The sequence below is a fragment of the Gallintestinimicrobium sp. genome (genome assembly GCF_046968865.1).
In the GTDB taxonomy this organism is placed as follows: Bacteria; Bacillota; Clostridia; order Lachnospirales; family Lachnospiraceae; genus Gallintestinimicrobium; species Gallintestinimicrobium propionicum.
Genome location: NZ_JBKVPW010000001.1, coordinates 132,612 through 158,767, shown reverse-complemented (window position 1 = coordinate 158,767; position 26,156 = coordinate 132,612). Strand labels below are relative to the sequence as shown.

The 26,156-nt window shown below is 50.5% G+C and carries 22 protein-coding genes; 18 read left to right on the top strand and 4 right to left on the bottom strand.

Going from position 1 to position 26,156, the window contains the following annotated elements; translation table 11 throughout:
* Window positions 1-184: 184 nt before the first annotated feature.
* The 14 genes from glgB to radA all read left to right on the top strand — a co-directional run bounded on the left by glgB (window position 185) and on the right by radA (window position 15,479).
* A complete protein-coding gene (glgB, locus tag ACLTOQ_RS00675) occupies window positions 185-1,954 on the top strand; it encodes a 1,4-alpha-glucan branching protein GlgB (protein ID WP_412318406.1) in 1,770 nt (589 codons plus the stop codon).
* Window positions 1,955-2,072: 118 nt separating this feature from the next.
* The gene (pyrE, locus tag ACLTOQ_RS00670; RefSeq protein WP_118762788.1) at window positions 2,073-2,750 is read left to right on the top strand and encodes an orotate phosphoribosyltransferase; all 678 of its coding nucleotides are present in this window, start codon (window positions 2,073-2,075) and stop codon (window positions 2,748-2,750) included.
* 15 nt (window positions 2,751-2,765) lie between these two features.
* Window positions 2,766-2,918: a hypothetical protein gene (locus ACLTOQ_RS00665; RefSeq protein ID WP_021915929.1), complete on the top strand. Its 153-nt coding sequence runs from the start codon at window positions 2,766-2,768 to the stop codon at window positions 2,916-2,918.
* An 84-nt stretch (window positions 2,919-3,002) separates the two neighbouring features.
* A complete protein-coding gene (locus ACLTOQ_RS00660; protein ID WP_337622602.1) occupies window positions 3,003-3,320 on the top strand; it encodes a DUF6142 family protein in 318 nt (105 codons plus the stop codon).
* The gene (locus ACLTOQ_RS00655) at window positions 3,317-5,380 is read left to right on the top strand and encodes an aminopeptidase (protein ID WP_412318405.1); all 2,064 of its coding nucleotides are present in this window, start codon (window positions 3,317-3,319) and stop codon (window positions 5,378-5,380) included. Before ACLTOQ_RS00660 ends, ACLTOQ_RS00655 begins: the two co-directional genes overlap by 4 nt.
* A 396-nt stretch (window positions 5,381-5,776) precedes the next feature.
* The gene (gene purE / locus ACLTOQ_RS00650; RefSeq protein WP_412318404.1) at window positions 5,777-6,283 is read left to right on the top strand and encodes a 5-(carboxyamino)imidazole ribonucleotide mutase; all 507 of its coding nucleotides are present in this window, start codon (window positions 5,777-5,779) and stop codon (window positions 6,281-6,283) included.
* 31 nt (window positions 6,284-6,314) lie between these two features.
* Complete coding sequence (gene purM, locus ACLTOQ_RS00645) at window positions 6,315-7,340, top strand: phosphoribosylformylglycinamidine cyclo-ligase (RefSeq protein ID WP_021915933.1); 1,026 nt, start codon at window positions 6,315-6,317, stop codon at window positions 7,338-7,340.
* Window positions 7,334-7,960, top strand: a complete 627-nt coding sequence (purN, locus tag ACLTOQ_RS00640) for a phosphoribosylglycinamide formyltransferase (RefSeq protein WP_021915934.1) — start codon at window positions 7,334-7,336, stop codon at window positions 7,958-7,960. The genes purM and purN overlap by 7 nt, the downstream gene beginning before the upstream one ends.
* Before the next feature lie 52 nt (window positions 7,961-8,012).
* Entirely contained in the window at window positions 8,013-9,293 is a 1,281-nt protein-coding gene (purD, locus tag ACLTOQ_RS00635; protein ID WP_021915935.1) for a phosphoribosylamine--glycine ligase, read from the top strand.
* A gap of 117 nt (window positions 9,294-9,410) precedes the next feature.
* Window positions 9,411-10,577 carry an SH3 domain-containing protein gene (locus tag ACLTOQ_RS00630; protein ID WP_412318403.1) on the top strand — a complete coding sequence of 389 codons (1,167 nt, stop codon included), beginning with the start codon at window positions 9,411-9,413 and terminating at the stop codon, window positions 10,575-10,577.
* 264 nt (window positions 10,578-10,841) lie between these two features.
* Entirely contained in the window at window positions 10,842-11,216 is a 375-nt protein-coding gene (locus tag ACLTOQ_RS00625; protein ID WP_021915937.1) for a GntR family transcriptional regulator, read from the top strand.
* A gap of 3 nt (window positions 11,217-11,219) precedes the next feature.
* A complete protein-coding gene (locus ACLTOQ_RS00620) occupies window positions 11,220-13,661 on the top strand; it encodes an ATP-dependent Clp protease ATP-binding subunit (RefSeq protein ID WP_262585354.1) in 2,442 nt (813 codons plus the stop codon).
* A gap of 39 nt (window positions 13,662-13,700) precedes the next feature.
* Window positions 13,701-14,111 (top strand): endosialidase, encoded by a 411-nt coding sequence (locus tag ACLTOQ_RS00615; protein ID WP_117960600.1) that lies wholly within the window; start codon window positions 13,701-13,703, stop codon window positions 14,109-14,111.
* A complete protein-coding gene (radA, locus tag ACLTOQ_RS00610; protein WP_262585353.1) occupies window positions 14,112-15,479 on the top strand; it encodes a DNA repair protein RadA in 1,368 nt (455 codons plus the stop codon).
* 7 nt (window positions 15,480-15,486) lie between these two features.
* Here the strand turns inward: radA and ACLTOQ_RS00605 are convergent, their stop codons facing one another.
* Window positions 15,487-15,690 (bottom strand): hypothetical protein, encoded by a 204-nt coding sequence (locus ACLTOQ_RS00605; protein WP_262585352.1) that lies wholly within the window; start codon window positions 15,688-15,690, stop codon window positions 15,487-15,489.
* A gap of 539 nt (window positions 15,691-16,229) precedes the next feature.
* Between ACLTOQ_RS00605 and ACLTOQ_RS00600 the strand changes: the two genes are divergently transcribed.
* The 3 genes from ACLTOQ_RS00600 (at window position 16,230) to argS (ending at window position 20,467) form a co-directional block, all read left to right on the top strand.
* Entirely contained in the window at window positions 16,230-17,348 is a 1,119-nt protein-coding gene (locus tag ACLTOQ_RS00600; RefSeq protein WP_262585351.1) for an alpha/beta hydrolase, read from the top strand.
* Between the two features lie 141 nt (window positions 17,349-17,489).
* Window positions 17,490-18,683 carry a UDP-4-amino-4,6-dideoxy-N-acetyl-beta-L-altrosamine transaminase gene (gene pseC / locus ACLTOQ_RS00595; protein WP_118496444.1) on the top strand — a complete coding sequence of 398 codons (1,194 nt, stop codon included), beginning with the start codon at window positions 17,490-17,492 and terminating at the stop codon, window positions 18,681-18,683.
* A 14-nt stretch (window positions 18,684-18,697) separates the two neighbouring features.
* Complete coding sequence (gene argS / locus ACLTOQ_RS00590; RefSeq protein WP_262585348.1) at window positions 18,698-20,467, top strand: arginine--tRNA ligase; 1,770 nt, start codon at window positions 18,698-18,700, stop codon at window positions 20,465-20,467.
* Between the two features lie 193 nt (window positions 20,468-20,660).
* On the opposite strand, the gene ltrA is transcribed toward argS, so the two are convergent.
* The 3 genes from ltrA to ACLTOQ_RS00575 all read right to left on the bottom strand — a co-directional run bounded on the left by ltrA (window position 20,661) and on the right by ACLTOQ_RS00575 (window position 24,775).
* On the bottom strand, window positions 20,661-22,055 hold the full coding sequence (gene ltrA, locus ACLTOQ_RS00585; RefSeq protein ID WP_412318401.1) for a group II intron reverse transcriptase/maturase: 1,395 nt from the start codon (window positions 22,053-22,055) through the stop codon (window positions 20,661-20,663).
* Between the two features lie 485 nt (window positions 22,056-22,540).
* A complete protein-coding gene (locus ACLTOQ_RS00580) occupies window positions 22,541-22,801 on the bottom strand; it encodes a hypothetical protein (protein WP_262585346.1) in 261 nt (86 codons plus the stop codon).
* 39 nt (window positions 22,802-22,840) lie between these two features.
* Window positions 22,841-24,775, bottom strand: coding sequence for a DUF2142 domain-containing protein (locus ACLTOQ_RS00575; protein WP_262585344.1), 1,935 nt, complete (start codon window positions 24,773-24,775; stop codon window positions 22,841-22,843).
* Window positions 24,776-25,099: 324 nt separating this feature from the next.
* On the opposite strand from ACLTOQ_RS00575, the gene ACLTOQ_RS00570 reads away from it, so the two are divergent.
* Complete coding sequence (locus ACLTOQ_RS00570) at window positions 25,100-25,972, top strand: S1 family peptidase (protein WP_262585343.1); 873 nt, start codon at window positions 25,100-25,102, stop codon at window positions 25,970-25,972.
* The last annotated feature ends 184 nt before the right edge of the window (window positions 25,973-26,156 follow it).

The following is a 26,156-nucleotide window of genomic DNA, read 5'->3' as shown; positions in this document are numbered from 1 at the left end:
GATTGTGCCGGAAACGCTCTGGCTGGTATGATAATATCATCAGTATACGGTGTAAATAGACACCCGTCAAGAAAATCAACGACGCGTTTTTGTAAATGGCGCGAGTGAGCTGTAACTGCAGATCAGAAAAGCAGGCTGCAAAAAATGACCTTTGCGGGCGGAGAGAGAAGAAAGGAAGAAGAACATGGATTTTTACGGATTTTATACCGGACAGGAATTTGAAGCTTATAAATATCTGGGTGCCCATTACACGAAGGAACGCACGACGTTTCGGACGTTTGCCCCCTCTGCAGCGGGCGTGGAGCTTGTATTAAACGGACAGGGACACGGAATGCAGCGGGTGCATGACGGCAACTTTTATGAAATTACACTGGACCAGGTAAAAGAAGGGGACCTGTATGAATTCCGTATCTGGCACAGGGATGGTTCCTGCCAGGAGCACTGTGATCCCTACGGGTTTGGAATGGAGCTTCGCCCGGCACATAAATCAGTGGTACGGGATCTTAACCGTTATGCATTTACCGATGAAAAATGGTTAAAGGATCGGGAGGATATCAGCACGAAGCCCCTCAATATTTATGAGGTACATGCTGGCTCCTTTAAAAAGCCGGGTACAGGACAGACCGACTGGTATACCTATGAGGAGCTGGGAGAGGTTCTGATCCCGTATCTGAAGGAAAGCGGCTATAACTGTGTGGAATTTCTTCCGCTGAGCGAGCATCCCTGCGATGAGAGCTGGGGATACCAGAATACGGGATATTTTGCGCCGACTGCCCGGTATGGCACGGCAGAGGGATTGCAGAAGCTGGTGGATCAGATGCATCAGAATGGAATTTATGTGCTGTTGGATTTTGTACCGGTACACTTTGCGACAGACGATTACGGTTTGAAACGCTACGATGGCGGAGAGTTGTATGAATATCCCAGCAGGGATGTTGGGGTGAGTGAATGGGGAAGCTGTAATTTTATGCATTCCCGTGGGGAGGTGCGCTGCTTTTTACAGTCTGCGGCGTATTACTGGATGAAGGAGTTTCATTTTGACGGTATCCGGATGGATGCCATCAGCCGGATCATTTACTGGCAGGGGGATGAACGGCGCGGCGTAAACGGTAATGCGGTTGACTTTATCCGTTTTATGAATAAAGGGTTGAAAGAGCGCGTTCCCAACTGTATCCTGACGGCGGAGGATTCCACGAATTTCCCCGGCGTAACGGCGCCCGCTGATCAGGGCGGACTTGGATTCGATTTAAAATGGAACATGGGCTGGATGCACGACACGCTGGAATATTTTCAGCTCGATCCGTCGGCGCGCACGGATGCATACCACAAGCTGACCTTTTCCATGATGTATGCGTATAACGAGCATTATCTGCTGCCGCTTTCCCACGATGAGGTAGTGCATGGAAAGGCGACGATTCTGCAGAAGATGAACGGCGATTACGAACGGAAATTCCCACAGGCACGCGCCATGTACGCCTATATGATGCTGCATCCGGGTAAAAAGCTGAATTTCATGGGCAATGAAATCGGGCAGTTCCGGGAATGGGATGAAAAGCGGGAGCAGGACTGGAACCTGCTGGATTTCCCGATTCACGAAGCGTTCTATCATTATATGAAGGAACTGAATCACCTTTATCTCGATCATCCGGCGCTCTGGGAAAAGGACTTTAACCGCGACGGTTTTATCTGGCTGGACTGCCATCAGGAGGGGCGCGTGATCTACGCGATGCAGAGAATGGCGGGCGACCAGACCGTGATCGGCGTATTCAATTTTTCCGCTCAGCCGCAAAACGGCTATGCCGTACCGCTGCAGAAAGACGGCAGCTATCGCGTGCTGCTTAACAGCGATTGGGAGTGCTTTGGCGGCAGCAAAAAACGGGAAGAACTGGTATATGAGAACAGCTGTGTATTAGACCTCTCGCCCTTTAGCGCAGTGCTGTTAGTTAACGGTTGAAAAACCTGTCTTGCAATGCTATACTAACATTATCTTTTTGTACCTGCAGGCGATCGCGCTGCATTCATAACAAAGCACAGGCATTTTCAATGCACTGCAACGAAGGAGAATACAAGAAATGGAACAGTATAAACAGGAATTTATCGAATTTATGGTGGACAGCAATGTCTTAAAGTTTGGCGATTTTACGTTGAAGAGCGGACGTAAGTCCCCGTTTTTCATGAATGCGGGCGCTTATGTGACTGGCACACAGCTGCGCAGACTGGGCGAATATTATGCAAAGGCGATTCATGACAACTACGGACTGGATTTTGACGTGCTGTTTGGACCCGCATACAAAGGCATTCCGCTGACCGTTGCGACGACGATGGCCATCAGCGAGCTTTACGGCAAGGATATCCGTTACTGTTCCAATCGTAAGGAAGTAAAGGATCATGGCGACACTGGTATTTTACTGGGCAGCAAGTTAAAGGATGGCGACCGCGTTGTTATTATTGAGGATGTAACGACCTCCGGCAAGTCCATCGAAGAAACCTTCCCGATCTTAAAAGCACAGGCAGATGTGGAAATTGTTGGACTGATGGTTTCCTTAAACCGCATGGAGCGCGGACTTTCTTCTGAGAAGAGCGCGCTGGAAGAGATCAAAGAAAAGTACGGTTTTGACGCCAATGCCATCGTAAGCATGGCAGAGGTGACAGAATATCTGTATAACAAGCCCTACAAGGGACAGGTTTATATTGATGATACCTTAAAGGCTGCGATCGACGCTTATTACGCGCAGTACGGTGCAAAATAAGGAGGTTCAACCAATATGGAAGAAAAGACCTATAAGCTTTTGGGCGGCAGCGGCGCTTTGAATATCGCGGTCGGCGCGGTTGTGCTGGTTTCCGGGATTGCAAGCGGCGTGCTGCTGATCGTAAACGGCGCAAGACAGCTGGCACACCGGGGCAAACTGATTTTCTGAGAATGCAGGAAATGGAATTTTTACGCAGTTCCCGGTTACAGATAGGGAACTGCGTAAGCGAAGCTTTTCGGAAAGGAGACCGGCGTGCGCAGGCATTACATTTTTACCGATAAGAGGGAATCCAAAAAGGGGATATTGTCAGCAATGCTGGGGGCAATGTCCCTGATTTCTGTTTTCCTGACCGTCTATTTTACCTGGCAGAATCATGGGACGGCATATGTGCGCTACGGCGTGGTGACACTGCTGTGCCTGATTTTTTCTGCGGCAGGTCTGGTAATTGGAATTATGGCGAAGCTGGAAGAGGATAAATTTTATCTGTTCGCCTGGATTGGCATTGTGTTGAACGCCCTGACCCTGTTGGGGATCGGGGGGATTGTGGCAGTAGGAGTGTATGGATTATGACAGTAATGGAAGAACGGTTTGAGCTTGCCTCACAGCGTATTTTGGAAATCGAAAAAGAAAAACGGATGCCGGAGCAGTTTCAACGCTATTTTGCAGAAAACGCGGACTACCTGGGCGTCCTGCTCGAAGAATACAAATGGGTAGCATCCGGGGCGATGCGGGAAGCCTCTCTGCAAGAGCTGGAACGGCACAACGAAAGCTGCTTCATCGACCTGATGGGACGCAATTATGAGACGAGCTATGCAAACCCTGACTGGGCATATGCACAGCTTGGCGAAACCTTTGGACAGCTGCTTTCTGCAGTTGCGGCGGAGCTGCGCAGCCTGCCTGCGTTTATTTATGAACAGGATCTGGAAGGCATCACGATCCGCCTGGAGCTGTTTGTCGAAATTTACTGTGCGTTTGCAGAAAGCTTCGAGGAGACAAAAGAAGCACCGGAATATTCCCGGATCCGGGATATTTTCTACTGGTTTGCAAGCGACTATGCGGAGCTGACTGCAGAGCATGCGATCCGCCATACCGTGGACTGGGGACAGAGATTTGCGCTGGACATCATCGAAAACGCAGACCTGTCTGATATCCGTTACCTGTTCTGGTTCGGGGAATATATCGCGGATGATCAGTGGAAGCTGGCAGAGCATTTGAATGGTCTGCCGGAAGAAAAAATTCAGAAAATCGCAGATACCTACACGGAGGGCTTCCGCAAGGGCTTTGAGCTGGCAAAGAAGCCTCTGGACAAAAAGAAATCCGTCCAGATCCGTTATCCTCTGGGCTTTGAGCGTGTTGTAAAAGCTGCAATTGAAAACTTCAGAAAAATGGGCTTAGAGCCTGTCATCGCCCGCACACCTGCGAGCTTTGCAGAGGGACGCAGAGTGTTCCGACTCGGATTTTTCGGCGGTGCAGTGAACCGGCAGTTCGACTATGACCATGAAAACGATAAGGCACTGTACCTGGACAAAAAATATGTCCACAGGATGCTGGAATGCCGCAAAAATGCGTGGGAAGAGTACAAAGATATGGCGGTTGTCCATGCAGGTCCCGCTGTCATCGAAGCATTCGGCGAAGAGCCCTTCGAGCCTGCGAGCAAGGAGCATCTGCTCACCTTATCGGCCGAACAGCAGAAGCTGTATGTTGAATATCAGAGCCAGGCGGGTGCGATGACGAACGAATATATCGACCCGGAGGAAAGAAGCTTTACCTGTATCGCGTTCCCGGTTCCGGGCATCGGCGAGCATTTCCCGGAGATTTTCGACGAAGTGTTAAAGATCAATACGTTGGATTACAAGACCTACGAGACGATTCAGCAGCACCTGATCGATGCGCTGGATAAGGCAGCGTGGGTGGAGATCAAGGGGCGCGGCGACAACCACACCGATATGAAGGTCATGCTCCATACGCTCAACAACCCTGCGCAGGAAACGAATTTCGAAAACTGCGTGGCGGACGTCAACATTCCGGTTGGGGAAGTGTTCACCTCTCCGAAGCTGACCGGAACAGAAGGCGTTTTACATGTACCGCAGACGTTTTTGCGCGGTATGCAGTATAACGATCTGGAGCTGCAGTTTCGGGATGGCATGATTACCAAATACACCTGCCGTAACTTCGAAAAGGAAGCGGAAAACGAAAAGCTGCTGCAGGATGGTGTGCTGTATCATCATGATACGCTGCCGATCGGCGAATTTGCTATTGGCACGAACACGACTGCTTATATGGTGGCGCGCCGTTATGAAATCAATGACAAGCTTCCGGTGTTGATTGCAGAAAAGACCGGCCCCCACTTCGCAGTGGGTGATACCTGCTACAGCTATGAAGAAGACCGCATGACCTATAATCCGGATGGCAAGGCGATCATCGCGCGGGACAACGAGGTGTCCGCGCTTCGTCATACCGATCCGGAAAAGGCATATTTTAACTGCCACACAGATATTACGATCCCGTACGCAGAGCTGGCAGAGGTAACAGCGGTATGTGCAGACGGCACCAGGATTGGCCTGATCAAGGACGGATTTTTCGTACTGGACGGTACGGAAGAATTAAATTTGCCGCTGTATCAGGGATAAACATCTTACAGTTCACCCGCGCTATTGGCGGGAAGGTGCGTTACAGTTCACCCGCGCCATTCGCAAAAACGCGTCTTCGACGCTCTCCGCTGCGTTGCAGATTTGTTATCATACGATAACAAACGCTTCGCGCAGATCGCACTGCGGCGGATTGGAATCCTGTCGCTTACGCGACCCGCCGCAGGCGAAGAATCCTGCAAAGCAGGATTCTTTTTTGCTCATAAAGTGGCGCTCCCTTCGCAGCTTCCCGTGCACAGATTCTCATGCGAGCATGGAATCTGTGCACAGAAAGCTGCGAGTGAACTGTAATATAAAAATAGGTTGCATCTGCCAAAAAAGTTTAGTACACTGTAGATTGATAAGTTGCGACATATTTTGACAGGAGGATAAAAGCACATGGCACAGGTCAGTATTGTAATGGGCAGTGATTCCGATATGCCTGTAATGGCAAAAGCAGCTGAGATTTTGGACAAATTCGGTATTTCCTATGAAATGCGGATTATTTCTGCACATCGGATGCCCGATACTTTTTTTGAATATGCACAGACCGCGGAGGAGCGGGGCGTAAAGGTGATTATCGCCGGCGCCGGTATGGCAGCTCATCTGCCGGGTATGTGCGCTGCATTGTTTCCGATGCCGGTGATCGGTATCCCGATGCACACGACGTCTCTGGGAGGCAGGGATTCCCTGTATTCCATCGTTCAGATGCCCTCCGGTATCCCGGTGGCGACCGTTGCGATCAACGGCGGTGCAAACGCAGGTATTCTGGCGGCGAAGGTTTTAGCGGTTTCCGATCCGGAGCTTCTTGCAAAGCTCAAGGCTTACAGCGCAGAGATGAAAGACGGCGTACTGAAAAAGGATGCAAAGCTGCAGGAATGCGGCTATCACAACTACACAAAATAAACAGGTGCACAGGCACGGTATGGAGGATCAGATGGATTACAAGAGTTCTGGAGTGGATATTGAAGCCGGATACAAATCGGTGGAACTGATGAAACAGTATGTAAAGACGACAATGCGCCCGGAAGTGCTTGGCGGACTGGGCGGTTTTTCCGGTGCATTTTCCCTGGAAAAGATCAAGGATATGGAAAAGCCTACCCTGGTATCCGGTACAGATGGTGTCGGAACCAAGATCAAGCTCGCCTTTCTTATGGACAAGCATGATACCATCGGTATCGACTGCGTTGCCATGTGCGTAAACGATATTGCGTGCGCAGGCGGCGAACCGCTCTTTTTCCTGGACTATATCGCATGCGGCAAAAATATTCCCGAGAAGATCGCAGAGATCGTAAAAGGTGTATCCGCAGGCTGTGTGCAGTCGGAAGCTGCCCTGATCGGCGGCGAGACAGCAGAGCATCCCGGACTGATGCCGGAGGATGAGTACGATCTGGCCGGTTTTGCAGTCGGCGTAGTGGATGAAAAAGACCTGATTACCGGCGAAAACTTAAAGCCCGGTGACGTGCTGATCGGCATGGCAAGCTCCGGCGTGCATTCCAACGGCTTCTCTCTGGTTCGTAAGGTATTCGACATGACCGTTGAAAGCTTAAACACCTATTATGATGAGTTGGGCGCAACCCTGGGCGAGACCCTGCTGGCTCCGACACGCATCTATGTTAAGGCGTTAAAGGCAGTCAAAGAAGCCGGCGTAACCGTAAAGGCATGCAGCCATATCACCGGCGGCGGCTTTTATGAAAACGTGCCCCGTATGTTAAAAGAGGGTACCCATGCGGTGATCAACAAAAACAGCTATCCCATTCCTCCGATCTTTACCCTGATGGCGAAAAAGGGCAATATCGAAGAGCATATGATGTATAACACCTATAACATGGGACTGGGTATGATCGTCGCAGTAGATCCCGCTGATGTGGATAAGACCATGGAAGCAATGAAATCTGCAGGCGATACCCCTTATGTGGTAGGCACCATCGAAGCAGGCGAAAAGGGAGTGACCTTATGTTAAGGCTTCTGGTCTGTGTCTCAGGCGGAGGCACGAACCTGCAGGCGATTTTCGATGCGATTGACGCGGGAAAAATCCGCAATGCCGAAATCGCAGCGGTGATCAGCAACAACCCGGGCGCATATGCGCTGGAACGTGCGCGGCAGCATAATGTGGAAGCAATCTGTCTTTCTCCGAAATCTTTCGAGAGCAGAGAGGCATTCAATCATGCCCTGACCGAAAAGGTAAAGGAAATCGCGCCGGATCTGATCGTGCTGGCAGGATTTTTAGTCGCTGTTCCGGCAGAGATGATCGAAGCGTTCCCAAACCAGATTATCAATATCCATCCGTCGCTGATCCCTGCGTTTTGCGGCGTTGGCTTTTACGGTCTGCATGTCCATGAGGGTGTGCTTGCGCGCGGTGCAAAAGTGACCGGCGCGACGGTGCATTTTGTGGACAACGGAATGGATACCGGTCCGATTATCTTACAGAAGGCGGTTGAAGTGCAGCAGGGCGATACACCCAAGAGTCTGCAGCAGCGGGTCATGGAGGAAGCGGAATGGAAAATTTTGCCCCAGGCCATCGACCTGATTGCCCAGGGCAGAGTAACCGTTGTGGATGGAAAGACGATTATCGCATCGTGATGCAAAATTGCATCGCATAACAGCGAAAGCGCCTGAAAATATGGAGGTTCATATGAAAATTCTGATTGTGGGAAGCGGCGGCAGAGAGCATGCGATCGCTGCAAGTGTGGCAAAGAGCCCGAAAGCAGAGAAGATTTACTGTGCGCCCGGCAACGCCGGAATTGCGCAGCTGGCAGAGTGCGTTCCGATCGGCGCGATGGAATTTGACCGTCTGACCGAGTTCGCAAAGGAAAAAGAGATCGACCTCGTTATCGTCGGCATGGATGATCCGCTTGTCGGGGGCCTGGTAGACCAGCTGGAGGCAGCCGGGATCCGTGCATTCGGTCCTCGCAAAAATGCGGCGATTCTGGAAGGCAGCAAGGCATTTTCCAAGGAACTGATGAAAAAATACAACATTCCGACGGCTGCCTATGAAGTGTTCGACAAGGCAGAGGATGCGCTGGAATATCTGCATACCAAAGCGAAATTCCCGATCGTTTTAAAGGCGGATGGCCTTGCACTTGGAAAAGGCGTTTTAATCTGCAGCACGTTGGAAGAAGCGGAAGACGGCGTATGCACGATTATGACAGATAAGAAATTCGGCACAGCCGGCAACAAGATGGTCATCGAAGAGTTCATGACCGGACGCGAGGTTTCCGTGCTGTCCTTTACAGATGGAAAGACCATCCAGATCATGTCCTCTGCCCAGGATCACAAGCGCGCAAAGGACGGCGATCAGGGCTTGAACACCGGCGGCATGGGCAATTTTTCCCCGTCTCCGTTCTATACAAAAGAGGTTGATGCGTTCTGTAAAAAATATATCTATCAGGCTACCGTCGACGCAATGTCTGCGGAAGGACGCACCTTTCAGGGTGTAATTTTCTTCGGCCTGATGCTGACACCTGACGGCCCGAAAGTGCTGGAATATAATGTCCGCTTCGGTGATCCGGAAGCGCAGGTTGTGCTGCCGCGTATGAAAAACGACATTCTGGACGTTTGCGAGGCATGTATCGACGGTACGCTCGATCAGCTCAAGTTGGAGTTTGAAGACAATGCGACAGTTTGTGTTGTGCTGGCATCGGACGGTTATCCGTTAAAATACGACAAGGGACTCCCGATTTCCGGCCTGGAAGCCTTTGACGGAAAAGACGATGTGTTCTGTTTCCATGCAGGAACCAGGTTTGCAGAAGACGGAAAGACGATCCTGACCAACGGTGGACGTGTGCTGGGTATCACGGCGAAAGCGCCTACCTTAAAGGAAGCGCGCGCAAAAGCGTATGCAGCGACCGAATGGGTCAATTTTGCCAACAAATATATGAGACACGATATCGGTAAAGCGATCGACGAAGCATAATATACCGATAGAGCACTGGCGACAGGCGAAATCGGAAGCCTGGCTGAGGAGTTTGGAAAAGAGAAAAGGTCCGCAGAGACCTTTGCGGATCGGAATCAGAAAGGTACGTAAACTAGAATGATGAAATGGACGACCAAGTTCAGCACTGTGCTGGGATGTGCACTTGCTGCGGTATTTTTATTTACATCCACAATGGAAGTCGGCGCTGTACCGCTGACCTCTTCCCCGAGCGGAACGACAACGACCACAACAACCGACACCAATGCTGCAGAGGACGGAAATGCTGATGCAGCCGCAGAGGATAACGCAGCAGAGGATAACGCAGCAGGGACAGCTGCTGCAGGAACCGTTACCAGCGCAACCGTAACCTCTTCCAGCGTTAATATCAGAAGCGAAGCTTCCACCAGCGCAAGCGTTGCAGGTAAGGCAGCCAGCGGACAGGAGCTGACCGTTACCGGCGAGACACAGGGCAGCGACGGCAAGACCTGGTATGCAGTAACATTTGATAATGTAAGCGGATATATCCGTTCCGATCTGGTAGAGGCACATGTGTCGGAGGCGACAGCAGAGCCGGCTGTTGACGAAACTCAGGAGACGGAGGAACCGGAGGAGGAGCCGATCGTAGACAACTCCGCAGATTATTCCGTCGCCTTTGAGGATGACGGAAGCGGCAGCAGTGCATGGTATCTGCATGATAATACTATGGGAACCAGATATCAGGTCAGTGACCTGCTGAATGCAGAGGAGACCAACAAGAACAACCAGGCGACCATCGACCAGACCGCAAAGAGCATGCGCTTTGTCGTTATTCTGATGGCGTTTGTAATCGTAGTTCTGATTATCGTTGTAACAATCCTGATCATCAAAGTCAGAAGCACGTATGAAGACTATGACGATTATGATGATGACGAAGAGGACGACGAGGATGACGAAGACGACGATGAGGATGAGGAAGAGGAAGAAGAACGTCCGCGCCGCTTTGGCCGCAAAAAGCCTGCCCGTTATGTAGAAGAGGATGACGACGAGGACGAAGACGATGACGAGGATGAGGACGAGGAAGAGGAAGAAGAGCGTCCGCGCCGCCGTCCGGCAAAGAAGGCTCCGGTAAAGAAGCCTGTCCGTCGCCCCAGAGTCGACGAATATGAAGACGAGGATGACGAGGATGAGGACGAGGAAGAGGAAGAAGAACGTCCGCGCCGCAAAAAGGGCAAATCCAAAGATTGGCAGTCCAGGAATTTCCTGGATGATGACGATCTCGAATTTGAATTCCTTGACCTGAAATAAATCTTCCAAAAAGCAAGCATTCAGAAAACAATAGAAGCACGTTCTGCGAACATTCTATTGCCGTGAATCCATAAAAAACATCCGGCTTTTGCTGCAAACTGCCCGCTGTCTGGCGGGAGCACAGGAAACAGCAGTGCCGGGTGTTTTGTTTTATTCATGACAATAGCATGCTCGCAGCGCGTGCATGCTATTGTTGACTATTTTCAGGATTCTTGTTATAGTGTTTCTAGAACACTTTAAAGAGAAAATGGATGGGAGATCAGCATGATTCTGGAAGTCGATTTTAACAGCGAAGAAGCGTTATATATACAGCTGCGCAATCAGATCATTGTCGGGATTGCGACAAACAGGCTCAAGGAGGGAGAGTCCCTCCCGAGCGTGCGGCAGCTTGCAGAATCCATTGGGATTAACATGCATACAGTGAATAAGGCATATACCGTGCTCAAGCAGGAGGGCTTCGTCAAGGTGGACAGACGCCGCGGCGCAGTGATTGCGATTGATGCAGATCGGATCAGTGATCTGGAGCAGATGCGGGAGTCGCTGCGGGTCATTCTGGCACGGGCAAGTTGTCGGAATATTTCCCGCGAGGAAGTACATGCTTTGATAGATGAGATTTATGAAGAGTATGGAGGACTATAACAGATGCAGTCACAGTTTACGGATAAGGCAAAAACTGCCCTGCTTTTGGCAGGGCGGGCGGCAAAAAGCCTGCATCAGAATTATGTTGGGACAGAGCATATCCTGCTGGGCCTGATCAAAGAAGGAACCGGCGTGGCATCAAGGGTTCTGACGGAAAACGGGGCAAAAGAAGAGGCGATCCGGGAAATGATTCAGGATCTGCTGGCTCCGGAGACGCCCAATCCGGTCATAGAGCGGGACGGTTATTCCCCCCGGGCAGAGGAAGTTCTGGAGGAAAGCCACAGACAGGCGGAAAAGGCAGGCAGCGCGCTGACCGGAACGGAGCACATTTTGTTAGCGCTTTTAGGAGATGGGGATAATGTTGCAGTGCGGGTGCTGCAGACGCTGTCGCTGCCGCTGCAGAAAATCATGCGGGATACGCTCCTGGCAGCAGGACTGGACCCTACGGCGTACCGCGAAGAGCTGGGACGCAGGCAAAAAAAGAGCCAGACCGGGACGCTGGAGCTTTACAGCCGGGATCTGACGAAGCTGGCTGCACAGGGAAAGCTCGATCCGGTTGTCGGGCGCGATCAGGAGATTGGGCGCGTGATTCAGATTTTAAGCCGCAGGACGAAGAACAATCCGTGCCTGGTAGGAGAACCCGGTGTCGGCAAAACGGCGATCGTCGAGGGACTTGCACTTCGGATTACGGAGGGCAGCGTGCCGGATACGGTAAAGGATAAACGGGTTCTGATGCTGGATCTGTCCGGGATGATCGCGGGAAGCAAATACCGCGGCGAATTTGAGGAGCGAATTCGTAAGGTCATCCGTGAGGTGACAGACGACGGAAATATTTTACTGTTTTTGGATGAGCTGCACACACTGATCGGTGCAGGCGGCGCAGAGGGGGCGATTGACGCTTCCAACATTTTAAAGCCGTCCCTTGCGCGCGGCGAGATTCAGCTGATCGGCGCGACAACGCTGGAAGAATACCGCAAATATATCGAAAAAGATGCTGCTCTGGAACGCCGTTTTCAGCCGGTTACGGTCGAAGAGCCAACGGAAAAAGAGGCGATCGGCATTTTACAGGGAATCGTTTCCAGATATGAAGAGCATCATAAAGTAAAGATTCTGCCGGAAGCCCTCGAGGCCGCAGTACATCTTTCCAATCGCTATATCAACGACCGGAAGCTCCCGGACAAGGCGATCGACGTGATGGACGAGGCGGCTGCTGCGGTGCGCCTGCAGCGGATGCAGACGACTGACGAGGCAACAGACCAGGCAAAGGAAATCAAAACGCTGGACGAAAAGCTGGAGCAGGCGATTCGCGATCAGGATTTGGAGGAGGCCTCCAGACTAAAACAAAGGCTAAAGGAGGCACTCGCCCGTTACGAAAAGCACCAGAAACGGCAGGAAAAGAGCCGCAAAAAGGGGCAGCCAGAGGTGACAGCAGAGGATATCGCAAAGGTCATTTCCACTTGGACAAAGGTTCCGGTGAGCCGCCTGACCGAAAAAGAGAGCGAACGGCTGTTAAAGCTGGAATCTATTCTGCACAAGCGCGTGATCGGACAGGAAGAAGCCGTATCGAGCGTTGCGCGGGCGATGCGCCGCGGCAGAGTCGGACTGCAGGATCCGAGACGACCGATCGGTTCGTTTTTGTTCCTCGGTCCCACAGGTGTCGGAAAGACGGAGCTTTCCAAGGCGCTGGCAGAAGCGATGTTTGGTTCAGAAAACGCGCTGATCCGCGTGGACATGTCGGAATATATGGAAGGGCACTCTGTTTCGAAAATGATCGGCTCGCCTCCGGGCTATGTCGGCTTTGACGAGGGCGGACAGCTTTCTGAAAAGGTTCGCAGAAATCCGTATTCGGTGGTTTTATTCGACGAAATCGAGAAAGCGCACCCGGATGTTTTCAATATTTTGCTACAGGTGCTGGACGATGGGCATATCACGGATTCCAGAGGCAGGAAGGTCAGCTTCAAAAATACCGTCATCATCATGACGTCCAACGCCGGTGCACAGCGGATTGTGGAGCCCAAAAATCTCGGCTTTGCGGCAAAAGAAGATGCGCAAAAGACTTACGAAAAGATGAAATCCGGCGTGATGGAAGAGGTAAAACGCCTGTTCAAACCGGAATTTTTAAACCGGATTGATGAAACGATCGTATTCCATCAGCTGACAAAAGACGATATGAAGCGAATTATCAATCTGCTGGCGCAGAGCCTGATTACGCGCTGCCGGACGCAGCTGGATATCAGCCTGACACTGACACCATCTCTGAAAGAGCATATCGTAGAAAAATACAGCAACCTGAAAATGGGTGCAAGACCGTTAAAGAGAGCAATTCAGACGCTGATCGAGGACGCACTTGCGGAAGAAATTCTGTCGGGACGGGTAAAATCCGGCGATCATGTGAGTGCAGGCTTCCGCGAGAATAAAGTTGTTTTCAGCGTCAAAAACAAATAAACAGCAAACCGCCGCAAAGGCGGACAGGAGGACAAAAGAATGGCAGCAGTAGCAGAACTCATCAGAACAGAAGCAGACGGAAAGATCAGCTTCGGTAATCATCTTCTGCAGGAAAAGAGCAAGAAGGAGGGCTTTGAGGCTGGCGGCGATGAGTACAAGGTAAAGACTTTTAAAGAGATTACCAAGCTGGAAAGAAACGGCATGTTTGTCTATGAATCTGTGCCCGGCACGAGCGTAGAGCATTTTGCGGAGAGCGAAAATGGCGTCAGCTTCACGGTAGAGGGCACAGAGGACGCGCAGATCACACTCGGTCTGGAGGAAGATACGGAATATGATGTGAAAATCAACGGTGAGGATGCGGGCAGAATGCGCACGAACCTTGGCGGAAAGCTGAATGTGAGCGTGGAGCTTGCTGGAATCGGAGAAGTAAAGGTAGAAATTTCAAAATAAATGGCAACCAAAATAAAAACCAGATTTTTCTGTCAGGAATGCGGCTATGAAACGGCAAAATGGCTGGGGCAGTGTCCGGGCTGTAAGGCGTGGAACTCCCTCGTAGAGGAACCGGTTTCCGTGTCCGCAGGCGGAAAAGAGAAAAAGCAGGTGCTGTCCGGGGTGCAGAGCGCTCCGGCGGTGCTGAATGAAATTTCGATGGAAGAGGAAAGACGCACGGAAACCGGGATGGGAGAGCTCGACCGGGTACTGGGCGGCGGAATCGTTACCGGCTCGCTGACGCTGGTCGGCGGCGACCCGGGTATCGGCAAATCGACGCTTCTTTTGCAGATGTGCAGGAACCTTTCGTTAAAAAAGCAGCACATTTTGTATGTATCAGGCGAGGAATCCTTACGCCAGATCAAAATGCGCGCGATGCGGATCGGCGATTTTTCGGACACGCTGGAGCTGTTCTGTGAGACGAACCTGAATCGGATTGAGGAGGTAATCCAGCAGAAAAAGCCTCAGATCGTCATCATTGACTCCATCCAGACGATGTACAATGAAGCGGTCAGCGCGGCGCCCGGCAGCGTGTCGCAGGTGCGCGAATCGACTGGTGTTTTGCTGCGGCTGGCAAAAGGGCTCGGTATTTCGATTTTTATCGTCGGCCATGTGACCAAAGAGGGAACGGTTGCAGGTCCCAGAGTGCTCGAGCATATGGTGGATACGGTGTTGTATTTTGAGGGCGACCGACATGCATCTTATCGAATCCTTCGGGGTGTCAAGAACCGTTTTGGCTCAACCGATGAGATCGGTGTGTTTGAGATGCGCCAAGAGGGGCTGACAGAGGTGTTAAACCCGTCGGAATTCATGTTAAATGGCAGACCTGCCGGCGCGAGCGGCTCGGTCGTCTCCTGCTCAATGGAGGGGACTCGTCCGATGCTCACGGAGATTCAGGCGCTCGTCTGCCACAGCAATTTTGGCATTCCACGCCGTCAGACGACCGGAACGGATTTTAACCGCGTCAATTTGCTGATGGCGGTATTGGAAAAACGGCTTGGCATGCAGATCGGGGGGTGTGATGCTTACGTCAATCTGGCGGGCGGCATTCGGATTACAGAGCCTGCCATCGATCTTGGAATCGTGATGGCAATCATGTCGAGCTTCAAAAACAGCCCCGTCCCGGAGGGCGTTGTCGCCTTCGGGGAAGTGGGCCTGAGCGGGGAAGTACGCGCCGTTTCGATGGCGGAGCAGAGAGTGAGGGAGGCGCAGAAGCTCGGTTTCACAACCTGTATCCTCCCCCAGGTCTGTCTCGAAAAAATGCCGAAAATTTCCGGCATCCGATTAGTCGGTGTCCGCAGTGTTGCCGACGCCGCGCGGGAGCTGTAAGAACGCCCTACAGCGGCTGGTTGGGATAACCCGGAAAATAAAACGGAAGGGTCGCACCCGGAACAGGATATACCGCGATCTTGTCGTCGAACAGATTTTTTTCAGACGGCGCTTCGTCGTTTTTGGAAACCGGATTGACACCGTCGGGAGAGAGGATGCAGTCATCCGCAAGGTCAGAAGGACGGTCTGATTCTGGAATTACAGGATACATGACAAAAACCTCCTTTTCATTGTTGGATTTAAAAAGCGATAGGAAAGCTTTTGGGATCAGTATATATCTTTTTTGGGGAAAATATTCTATTGTTACAGTTCACTCGTACCGTTTGGGGGCAGATTTCATGCTCGCATGAAAATCTGCTTACAAAAAGGTACGAGTGAACTGCAAGGTATATTTTGAAAAAGTAGTTGACAAAAGATACAGTGGTGCGATACAATATGATCAAGTTGAGAAGTTATCAACCCACAAAATCAGGCAGGATGTTTTCCGCAAGGAGGATGTCCTGCCATCCCCCCACAAAGATTCGATACCTGCTGATTTCGTGTCAGCAGGTTTTTTATTTGTTCATGACAATAGAATGCTCACAGAGCGTGCATTCTATTGTTGCATAAGAAAGTTCGTTTCTATACAATAAAAAACGCTCCGCGAGGATGCACACTCGACGCAAGGGTAGATGGTTGCCGAAGCAACCGCGCCTCGGCGCAAAAATATACTAAGGCACATTCTTTTTATATTTTATATGGAGAATACGAATGAAAAAAACGGTTTTAAAGGAAAATAATTCCTGCAGAATGCAGTGTATCGCAGAAGAAAATCTGGAACAGGAAATGGACAGCCAGGTAGAGCCGTTTCTGAAACAGGTTCAGATTTGCGGGTGGATGGAGGTCGCGCCCGAAGGCAGTGAATCGCAGGAGCGTGATGCGGCATCGGCAGACAGCACATCGCAAAAGTCCGAGAACGCACCAGAAGACGGTGTGGCTCAGAAAAAAACAGCTAAGACGGGCGGTCTGTATTATGAACTGTATCCGCAGGAGACACAAAAAGGGACGATCGTGATCAGCTATGGCTTTACAGAGTCCTGCCTGAAATATCATGAATTGATTTACTATTTTTATCTGCAGGGATATCAGGTGGCGATTATGGATCACAGAGGGCATGGAAAATCCATGCGTGAAGTGGAAGATCACACAATTGTACACATTGGATTGTTTTCCCGATATGTAAAAGATCTGCACCGGTTCGTCAAAACAGTGGTGAAGCCGATGGCAAAAGATCTGCCGCTGTATCTGTACGCACATTCCATGGGCGGCTGTATCGGCGCATTTTATCTGGAGCAGTACCCTGAGGATTTTGCCAAAGCGGTTCTGAATGCACCGATGTTGGGAGTAAATCTGGGCGGCGTGCCGTCCTGGGCGGCGCGGGTGCTGTGTGATTTTAAAGTGTTCGGAGGCAATGGGAAGGATCGTCTGCTCACACAGGGCACTTTTGATCCGGAAGAGTCTTTTGCGGATGCGTCCTGCAGCTCCGAAGCGCGCCATGATTATTATATGAAAAAGCGGCGGGAGGATGAAAGCTGCCAGACCTCTTCGGGAAGCTATGAATGGGGCAGGGAAGCGATCAATGCCGGAAAATTTGTCATCAGCAAAAAGCAGGCGAAAAAGGTGAAGACGCCGGTGCTTTTATTTCAGGCGGGAAAAGATACGCTCGTAACGCCCGGAGCACAAAAAGAGTTTATCAAGAGGATCCCAGATGGACAGCTGGTGGTTGTGCCCGATATCCGGCATGAAATTTACCGCGCGCCAAACAGCGTCCTGCAGCCGTATCTGGAAATGATTTTTGAATTTTATGACAGTGGGGAAAAAGTCCTGTAAAAAAGGAGAACCGGCAGAAGTTTTGCTTTCCTGCCGACGATATGAAAGCAAGACTTGTTGCGTATTGACCGCCGGGGTGGTATGATAGAAGAAATGCAGACGGGCATAGTTTGCACAGTTTTGAGCGAAATGGAGATTAGAATGGAACAGTTAGCAATTTTTGGCGGGGAGCCGGTTCGGAAGACACCGATTTCCTATGGGCACCAGTATATTGATGATGCGGACATAGAAGCGGTTGCAAATGTGCTGCGCAGCGATGCGCTTACCTGTGGACCGAAGGTGACAGAGCTGGAGAAGCGTTTGTGCGAAGTAACCGGGGCAAACTATGTCGTTATGGTCAGCAACGGAACGGCGGCGCTGCATCTGGCTGCGATGGCGGCGGGCATTACGAAAGGGGATGAGGTAATCGTAACCCCCCTGACGTTTGCTGCTTCCGCCAACTGCATTTTGTATTGCGGCGGAACGCCGGTATTTGCTGATGTAAAGCGTGACACCTACAACATCGACCCGGAGAGCATCCGCAGCCATATCACAGAAAAGACCAAAGCTGTCGTTGCGGTGGATTTTACCGGTCAGGCAGTGGAGCTGGATGAGATCCGTCAGATCTGCAAGGAGCATAATCTGATGCTGATCGAGGATGCGGCGCATGCGATCGGCACACAGTATAAAAATAAAAAAGTCGGCAGCATCGCAGATTTTACAACCTTCAGTTTTCATCCGGTCAAAACCGTAACAGCCGGAGAAGGCGGCGCGATTGCGACCAACGATGAGAAGCTGTATCACAGGCTGCTTCGGCTGCGCTCTCACGGAATTACGAGAAATCCGGATGAGATGGTACATCCGACCGATGCGAAGTGGTACAATGAACAGGTTGAGCTCGGCTATAACTATCGGATGACAGATTTTCAGGCGGCGCTTTTGCTCAGCCAGTTAGACAAGCTGGACCGTTTTATCGAAAGAAGAACTCAGATTGTAAAACGCTACAACGAAGCATTTGCAGAGTGCCCGGAGCTTGTGCTGCAGCGGGAGATCCCGGAGTCAAAGACGGCACGCCATTTGTATGTCATTCAGTTAAACCCTGAGCTGCTGACCTGCACCAGAAGAGAGTTTTTCGATGCGTTGTATGCGGAAAATGTGCATGTACAGGTGCACTATCTGCCGGTTTACTGGCATTCCTATTATGAAAAGCTGGGCTATCCCAAGGGACTGTGCCCGAATGCGGAGTACCTGTATGAGCATGTGATGAGCATCCCGCTCTTTTACAGCATGACAGACGAGGACGTGGAAAGCGTCATCACTGCGATTAAAAAAGTGCTCGCTTATTACAGGAGATAGATTGGAGAACGAACATGAAGAAATTTTTGGAGCTCATTTCCGAAGAGATGGGAAAAGGCTTTGAAGCTGCAGGTTATGAGGCACAGTTGGGACGCGTAACCGTGTCCAACCGTCCCGATCTGTGCGAATATCAGTGTAACGGCGCGATGGCGGGCGCAAAAAAATACCATAAAGCCCCGATCATGATCGCCAACGACGTAGCGGAAAAGCTGACGGACAGCGCAGTATTTTCTGAAGTATCTGCGGTTGCGCCCGGATTTTTGAACCTGAAAGTAAAGGACAGTTTTGTCTGTGAATATTTAAAGGAGATGGCTGCAGCGGAGAAGTTTGGCGTAGAGCCTCCCGAAAAGAAAAAAACCATCGTTGTCGATTACGGCGGTCCCAACGTTGCAAAGCCGCTCCACGTCGGTCATCTGCGCTCCGCAGTCATCGGCGAAAGCATCAAGCGGATCAACCGTTACAAAGGACATAGGGTTATCGGCGATGTCCATCTGGGCGACTGGGGACTGCAGATGGGTCTGATCATTACCGAGTTAAAAGCACGCAAGCCCGAGCTGCCTTATTTTGATGAAAGCTTTACCGGGGAATATCCGCAGGAGGCTCCCTTTACCGTATCTGAGCTGGAAGAAATCTATCCGACAGCGAGCGGCAAGTCCAAAGAAGATCCTGCGTATAAGGAGGCAGCGCTGGAAGCAACGCTGCGCCTGCAAAGCGGTGACCGTGGCTACCGCGCGCTGTGGAAGCATATTATTGCGGTATCTGTAGCCGATCTGAAAAAAAACTATAGCAACCTGGATGTGGAATTTGATCTCTGGAAGGGAGAATCCGATGCAGACCCGCTCATTCCGGGACTGGTAAGTCGTTTAAAAGAATCCGGCCTTGCGTATGAAAGCCAGGGCGCGCTGGTTGTAGATGTTAAAGAGGATACCGATACGAAGGAAATGCCGCCCTGCATCATCTTAAAATCCGATGGCGCGGCGCTGTATGCAACGACAGACCTTGCAACAATCGTGGACCGTATGGAGAATCTGCATGCGGATTCCCTGATCTATCTTGCGGACAAGCGTCAGGAGATGCACTTTGTACAGGTGTTCCGTGTAGCGAAAAAGGCGGGGCTGGTAACACCTGAAACAGAGTTAAAATATGTTGGTTTCGGCACGATGAACGGCAAGGACGGAAAGCCCTTCAAGACGAGAGAGGGCGGCGTTATGCGTCTGGAATACCTGATCCGCGATATTGACGAGGAAATGTACCGTAAGGTATCCGAAAGCCGTCATGATCTGTCTGAGGAAGAGGCAAGAAAGATCGCCAAAATCATCGGTCTTTCCGCAATCAAATACGGAGATCTGTCCAATCAGGCTTCTAAGGACTATATCTTCGATATTGATCGCTTCACTTCCTTCGAGGGAGACACGGGTCCGTATATTCTGTATACAATCGTGCGTATTAAATCGATCCTTGCCAAGTATCAGGAGCAGGGAAAGAGCCTGGAAAACCTGTGCCTGGAGGAGGCGCAGGGCGCTTCCGAAAAAGATCTGATGCGTCAGCTGTGCAGCTTCAATGCAATGATGGACAGTGCCTGTGAGGAAACTGCGCCCCATAAGATCTGCGCGTACATTTATGATCTGGCGAACGCGTTCAACAAGTTTTACCATGAGACAAAGATTCTGGCAGAAGAGGATCAGAAGAAGCAGGCAGGCTGGATTGCACTGCTGAAGCTGACCAAAGAAGTGCTGGAAACCTGCATCGATGTACTGGGCTTCTCCGCACCCGACAGAATGTAAAAATGAAATCCCGCGCCGCAGGCTTCTTAAGTCTGCGGCGGATTGCATAAGCAACATAATTTCACTCAGCCGCTTATGCGTCCTTGCAGAGTGGAATTATCGTATAGAAACGAAGTCTTTTAATCGAGTAGGAGGCGGTGACTAACCGCCGTCCTCTCACAGCACCGTACGTACCGTTCGGTATACGGCGCTTTCAATAGTTGACGTGCACAGACTGATAGGCTGTGGCTAAATCATAAAAGCCACTGTTTATCAGTCTTTCTTTTGTCATGGCCTTCTTGACTGTCGTCAGATTGGCACAATACCAGTGTCCCCTTCGACAGTTTGCCGCCATGTTCGCATAGTATTCATGGACTCCCATTTTTATCAGATTTCTCTTCTTTGTTCTGGGCAATTTCCATTGTTTCCATATACACATACGTATTCTGTGATAAAGCCATCCGTTGATGTCATCTATGTTGTTCTTCATACTTGCGATTCCGTAGTAGTTAAGCCATCCCCTCGCATACACCTTGATTTTCTCAAGGCTTGGCTTGATTGACTGACATCGCTTACGGGAAGATAACTCCTTCAGTCTAGACTTAAACTTCTTCCATGACTTCGGATGAACTCGGACATAAATGCCTTTTCCGTTCCTTCCCAATGCAAAGCCAAGGAATTTAAAATTTCGGATTGCAAACACGCTGACAGTACGGCTCTTTTCTCGGTTGACTGTAAGTTTCAGCCTCTCCTCAAGATATTTTGTACTGCTTTCCAAGAGTCTCTCTGATGCCCGCTTGCTCTTTGCAAGAAGCACGATGTCATCGGCATATCTTATACATGGGACATCTCTTTTCAGGAATTCTTGGTCGAACTCATTGAGGTAGACATTTGCCAGCAATGGTGATAGATTTCCACCTTGTGGTGAGCCTTCCTCTGTGTCAATGACTACTCCGTTTTCCATTACACCGCTTTTCAGATAGCGCTTTATCAACTGTACTACACGTTCATCTTTTACATTCTTTCGGAGAAGATTGATGAGAATTTCGTGATTAAGAGTGTCGAAGTACTTTGACAGGTCAAGGACTACAGCAAATGTATAGCCTTGTTCTGCGTACTTCTTAACCTTAAGTATTGCATCTTTTGCACTTCTGTTCGGACGATAGCCATAGCTGCCTTCTGCAAACAGCGGTTCATAGATTGGCACTAACTGTTGGGTTATTGCCTGTTGAAGTGTGCGGTCTATCACTGTTGGTATGCCAAGCTTTCGCACACCACCATCTGGTTTGGGAATCTCAACTCGTCTTACTGGAGACGGAGTATACTTTCCACGATAAATGCGGTCGGTTATCTCTTGTTGATGTTCCTTTAAATATGGAAGAGCCTCCTCAATGGTCATGCCATCAATTCCTGGCGCTCCCTTGTTTGCCTTAACTCTCTTATACGCTCTGTTAAAGTTGTCTTTATACAGTATCGCTTCCAAAAGTCTCGGCTGTGCACTGTCTCTTTCTTTCCATATCCGATTGAATGACCTAGACGCTTTCACATACCCTTCATGTTCCGCATTATCTCTTTGCGAACAGCCATTGTTTTCAATGTTTTCTGCCATAGACGGTCATTCCTCCTTTCTCGGTCATACTCAAGACTCCTACTGATTCGGTCCTTCACCTCGAACGGAACTTGTTCCGTTTGGCTACTATGGCCTCTGCTGACTTCTGTGCGTTCAGCATTGCTTTATGCAATGGTTACCTCTTTCAAGGCGTACCGCACAGACCTCCCTAGGTACCACACGTTTCTTCCTCTCCATCCATCTGCCTCATTTATCATGCATGATTCCGTGTAGTTATTGGGCTTCAACTTGAATAGCAGTCTTACCCTCATGCATGACCTCATATGAGATTCCTGTTCGTCAGACCAGAGATTTGCCCGTGGGTTAGTAGGTTCCCCACATCCAGCTTCCTTCAGATTCCATCTCACGATGGACACCCTTGCTTTCGGCTATATCCTTCCCACTACCGGGCGGATTCGGGACTTTAACCCGTTAGAAACGTGCGCCGCTAGGCGCACTACGATAAAAAAAGCCGCAGCTGGTTTTTACCAGCTGCGGCTTTTATGTTGTTCGTTTAACCACGCGACAGCTTCCAGACAGCCCTCCTGGGTCAGGGGAAACTGTTTTGTTGTCTTTTGCTCGGCGGGCGTTTTGACAAAGCAGAAGGGCTCTGGCCAGATCGTGACGTCCATACAGTCCCCCTCTTCATTTTTTCCTTTGGAAAGCCGATATCGCATGCCGCAGTAGCTTCCGGTCTGTGCTTCCTTTTTGATATAGTTCACATGAATGATTTCCGGTGAGATCATAGTTTCCTCCAATGGCAGTGCTGCAGTTTTCTGCAGAGCTTAGAAAAACAGCGGGATACCGACCAGTCCAAAGTAGCCGACGGATAAAATTCCGGCGATACTAAGCAGTGTGCGGTAGATTTTTTTCTGGAACAGCTCCGGGACGGTGCTTGCAAGGTATCCGGCGATCAGAATACATGGCAGCAGATAGCGTCCCTGAGCCATGGATTCGATCAGCCAGGAGTTTACAATGGATGCAGCAAGCTCACCCACCATCAGCAGCGTGCAGATAACAAAACGGATTTTGCCCTGCAGATTGTCAGGTTGTCGGAACGTGGCGATTCCGATTCCTGCAAACAGTGTAAGATAGAGCAGCCCCATGCACCAGTAGTACCACGCGCCGGTATCGTGATCCTGTAAAAGTCCGCAAAAGCTCTTGTAGCTCATGGCAAACCAGTCCGGGTTTTCGGCAAAGACGTCAGAAAGCGTATAGCCGCGGCTGTACATATGCCAGGACGGGTTCAGCTCTTCGGTCGGGGTAGACGGATTTTTGTCGTAGTCGGCGTACTGGATGGCGACCGCTTCCTTGACCTGGGATTTTTCCGTACCGTAGTGCGCGATGTCAAAGCCAGCCCGGAATGCAAAGACGGCGAGAAAAACGCCCACAATAATCAGATAATTACGCCAGAGCACTTTTTTCTGTAAGGGGTCTTTCTGCCAGATCAGCCGCAGCAAAAGGACGAAGAAGGACAGCGCCAGAATCGCGAGATAGCACTGCTTTCCGAGGGCGATGTTGCCAAACAAAAGCCCTAAAAGAAGAAAAGCAGGAATATCTCTCCGGCATAATTTTTTCTTTTCTACGGTGCGATAAAGCAGACTCTGCGGGTTGCACAGCAGGCAGGTGATCGCGAAAGCGATGGTAAAATCCAGCGCATCTGCCGTCGTATAGGAAAAAATGTACCAGGACTGGACGCAGATTCCGAGTGCGACCATGAGCCAGTTTTTCTGACGGATATTCCGGACAAAATAGAAGGCGAGGGCAGCAAACAGCAAAAGGTTCGGAACGCGGTAGTAGGCAAGGCTGCAGAACATCGTTTTAAAAAGCAGGGCGATCTTTCCGGCAAGATAAAAGTACCAGGTGTAATTTTCCAGCTTGGTGTAACCGTAGCCGCTATAGGTCTGAGCAACAGCGGGATCCCGCATATCGGGCGGCAGAAAGTGCGTCATGCCGTAATCCAGACAGGCTTTGACGTCCCATTCGTCGGGATGCAGACCGAGGGCAGAAAACAAACCGATGATACAGACGACGAGCAGTGCACCTGCAATCACCGCCGTGCTGATGAGGGCAAACCAGTCAAAGTGCCCGGAGCTGTCCGGCAGGAACAACGTTTTCAGATAAGAAGCGATACCATTGCGGAAAAATAAAAGCACACAGAGCAGCAGCGCGATGGACAGGGCAAGGAAAAAGCGCTGGCGCACATATAAAACGTGGAGCTTTGCAGCCGCATTTTCGGCAGCCTCCCGGATACTGTCAGCAGAAAGCAAAAAGCTGCTGTCGGGATTTTGCGGTGTGAAAACGAGCTCTTCCCCGTTTAACTGCCAGGAGGCGTTGACGGGGAAAGCCTGGGCTTCCAGATCGGCGGCATTCATTGTGAAAAAAGCTTCTCCGTTTAGAAAAAAGCCGACGTGTGTGACGCGATAGGATTCCTGGGTATTCGTCGGGTCAAACCGAAATAAGGTAAGACTACGCAGATCGGGCAGACCGGAAAAGGTGACGATGTTACCGTCCCGGGTTCCATCAGTGGAGTTGTCCTGCGAAAGTTCGTCATTGTCGCTGTAAAAAAGCTGGGACAGGACGGATGTGTCATCGTTTCTCAGATAAAGATCCGCCGACCACGAAAAATGATCCGGCGCTTTCAAAACCCAGATAAACGACGCCAGGAATAAAATCAGGATCGGAAGATAAAGGAATAGATTTTTTCTGGATGTATGCATGAAATGTCCTCTTTCGTTATAAAATAAGCTATTTTCTAACAGTAAGTATAGCGGAATTAAAAAATTTTTCAACTTGAATAGCAATTTGTTGGTGGACTTCGACGAACAAAAATAAGCGATAGTTTAAGAAAGAACGCAGTGCCCGGAACAAATTCGCCGGGATGGGAACACAACAGAGCAAATTTTTCTTGACAGGCAGGGCAGCAGAGAGGACAATTGGGAAAAAGAAGTAGTTTGGTCAGATTTTGCAGGAGGGCAGAACCGGATGCCTGGTATACGATTGCCTTGGGCAAGACTCCTGCAGAATGGGGAGGGTTTCTTTTCATGATTCAGAAAACGAACGTCTGGAAAACAGCGGCGGGTTTGCTGCTTACAATTTCGATGATGATAAGCTCTGTACCGATGACGGCAGCAGCGGCAGAGCCTGCAGCGCAGGCGGAAAGTACAGAAACCTCTGACTACGGTGCGCCGGCATATGGGACGAAAGCGGCGAACCTGCATCGGCTCACCTCACAGGAGCAGGTACAGACGGTTTCCAAAGCGCTGCAGCCAGTCGCAGATGTGGTCGGCGTCATGACGAAATCTCATAACGTATCCGTGATCAATTACAGTGATGTAGATGAACTCGGACTGATCCGCCGGTCGGACGGAAGCGGCGTGGTGCTGGTGATGGACGGCAGCAGAATTTATATTGCGACAGCAGCGCATTGCTTAAAACATAACCATACAGAAGTGATTCTGCCGGACGGAACAAGATGCAGCGCTGCTGTGCTGTATCGCAGCACCGAGACAGACACAGGATTTCTGACGGTGGAATACAGCCAGCTGCCGGAGGAAGTGCTGGGCGGGATTACCCCGGCAGCCGGAACGGACGCGTCCGCGCTTGGAATGAAAACAGGCGACGCACTTGTTGCCGTGAGCTCTCTGGACAGCCCGAGTTCTGCCAGCTGTATCGGCGTTCTGGATCAGCTGTCCGTCATCTATCCGAACAATCCGGGTCAGAATGTGCTGCAGTTCTATTCGGAAACGAGTTACGGTTCAAGCGGCGGCGCGGTTTATACGCAGAATGGGATTTGGGTTGGGAGTATTTCCGGTGGTGATACCTACGGCACCTGCTGGGCAGTTCCCTATGGGGAGATTTTGACAGAATTTCAGAAGTGTCTGATTGAACTGGCAGCGCAGAGCGCTGGCTCGTGATATAATGAGCGCAAGTGAGCGGGAACAGGCGAAGCTTGCTCATCGCGAACGGCGAATGCCGATCATGAACGAAGTTCATGATATAAAGATGCAGCAGAAGCACAGACAGGAGGAAAAGATTGAAAAATAAAATTTTTCAATCGCGAGATTTGTGTCTGCGCACTTGACACAAACTCGACATGCG

Bases quoted from the DNA above. Each gene is read 5' to 3' on its own strand.
- ACLTOQ_RS00620 (WP_262585354.1), top strand. From the start codon at position 11,220: ATGCAGTCACAGTTTACGGATAAGGCAAAAACTGCCCTGCTTTTGGCA.
- purD (WP_021915935.1), top strand. From the start codon at position 8,013: ATGAAAATTCTGATTGTGGGAAGCGGCGGCAGAGAGCATGCGATCGCT.
- pyrE (WP_118762788.1), top strand. From the start codon at position 2,073: ATGGAACAGTATAAACAGGAATTTATCGAATTTATGGTGGACAGCAAT.
- ACLTOQ_RS00630 (WP_412318403.1), top strand. From the start codon at position 9,411: ATGATGAAATGGACGACCAAGTTCAGCACTGTGCTGGGATGTGCACTT.
- ACLTOQ_RS00615 (WP_117960600.1), top strand. From the start codon at position 13,701: ATGGCAGCAGTAGCAGAACTCATCAGAACAGAAGCAGACGGAAAGATC.
- purN (WP_021915934.1), top strand. From the start codon at position 7,334: ATGTTAAGGCTTCTGGTCTGTGTCTCAGGCGGAGGCACGAACCTGCAG.
- ACLTOQ_RS00605 (WP_262585352.1), bottom strand. From the start codon at position 15,690: ATGTATCCTGTAATTCCAGAATCAGACCGTCCTTCTGACCTTGCGGAT.
- ACLTOQ_RS00655 (WP_412318405.1), top strand. From the start codon at position 3,317: ATGACAGTAATGGAAGAACGGTTTGAGCTTGCCTCACAGCGTATTTTG.
- ACLTOQ_RS00665 (WP_021915929.1), top strand. From the start codon at position 2,766: ATGGAAGAAAAGACCTATAAGCTTTTGGGCGGCAGCGGCGCTTTGAAT.
- pseC (WP_118496444.1), top strand. From the start codon at position 17,490: ATGGAACAGTTAGCAATTTTTGGCGGGGAGCCGGTTCGGAAGACACCG.
- glgB (WP_412318406.1), top strand. From the start codon at position 185: ATGGATTTTTACGGATTTTATACCGGACAGGAATTTGAAGCTTATAAA.
- radA (WP_262585353.1), top strand. From the start codon at position 14,112: ATGGCAACCAAAATAAAAACCAGATTTTTCTGTCAGGAATGCGGCTAT.
- ACLTOQ_RS00625 (WP_021915937.1), top strand. From the start codon at position 10,842: ATGATTCTGGAAGTCGATTTTAACAGCGAAGAAGCGTTATATATACAG.
- purM (WP_021915933.1), top strand. From the start codon at position 6,315: ATGGATTACAAGAGTTCTGGAGTGGATATTGAAGCCGGATACAAATCG.
- ltrA (WP_412318401.1), bottom strand. From the start codon at position 22,055: ATGGCAGAAAACATTGAAAACAATGGCTGTTCGCAAAGAGATAATGCG.
- ACLTOQ_RS00570 (WP_262585343.1), top strand. From the start codon at position 25,100: ATGATTCAGAAAACGAACGTCTGGAAAACAGCGGCGGGTTTGCTGCTT.
- argS (WP_262585348.1), top strand. From the start codon at position 18,698: ATGAAGAAATTTTTGGAGCTCATTTCCGAAGAGATGGGAAAAGGCTTT.
- ACLTOQ_RS00600 (WP_262585351.1), top strand. From the start codon at position 16,230: ATGAAAAAAACGGTTTTAAAGGAAAATAATTCCTGCAGAATGCAGTGT.
- purE (WP_412318404.1), top strand. From the start codon at position 5,777: ATGGCACAGGTCAGTATTGTAATGGGCAGTGATTCCGATATGCCTGTA.
- ACLTOQ_RS00575 (WP_262585344.1), bottom strand. From the start codon at position 24,775: ATGCATACATCCAGAAAAAATCTATTCCTTTATCTTCCGATCCTGATT.
- ACLTOQ_RS00580 (WP_262585346.1), bottom strand. From the start codon at position 22,801: ATGATCTCACCGGAAATCATTCATGTGAACTATATCAAAAAGGAAGCA.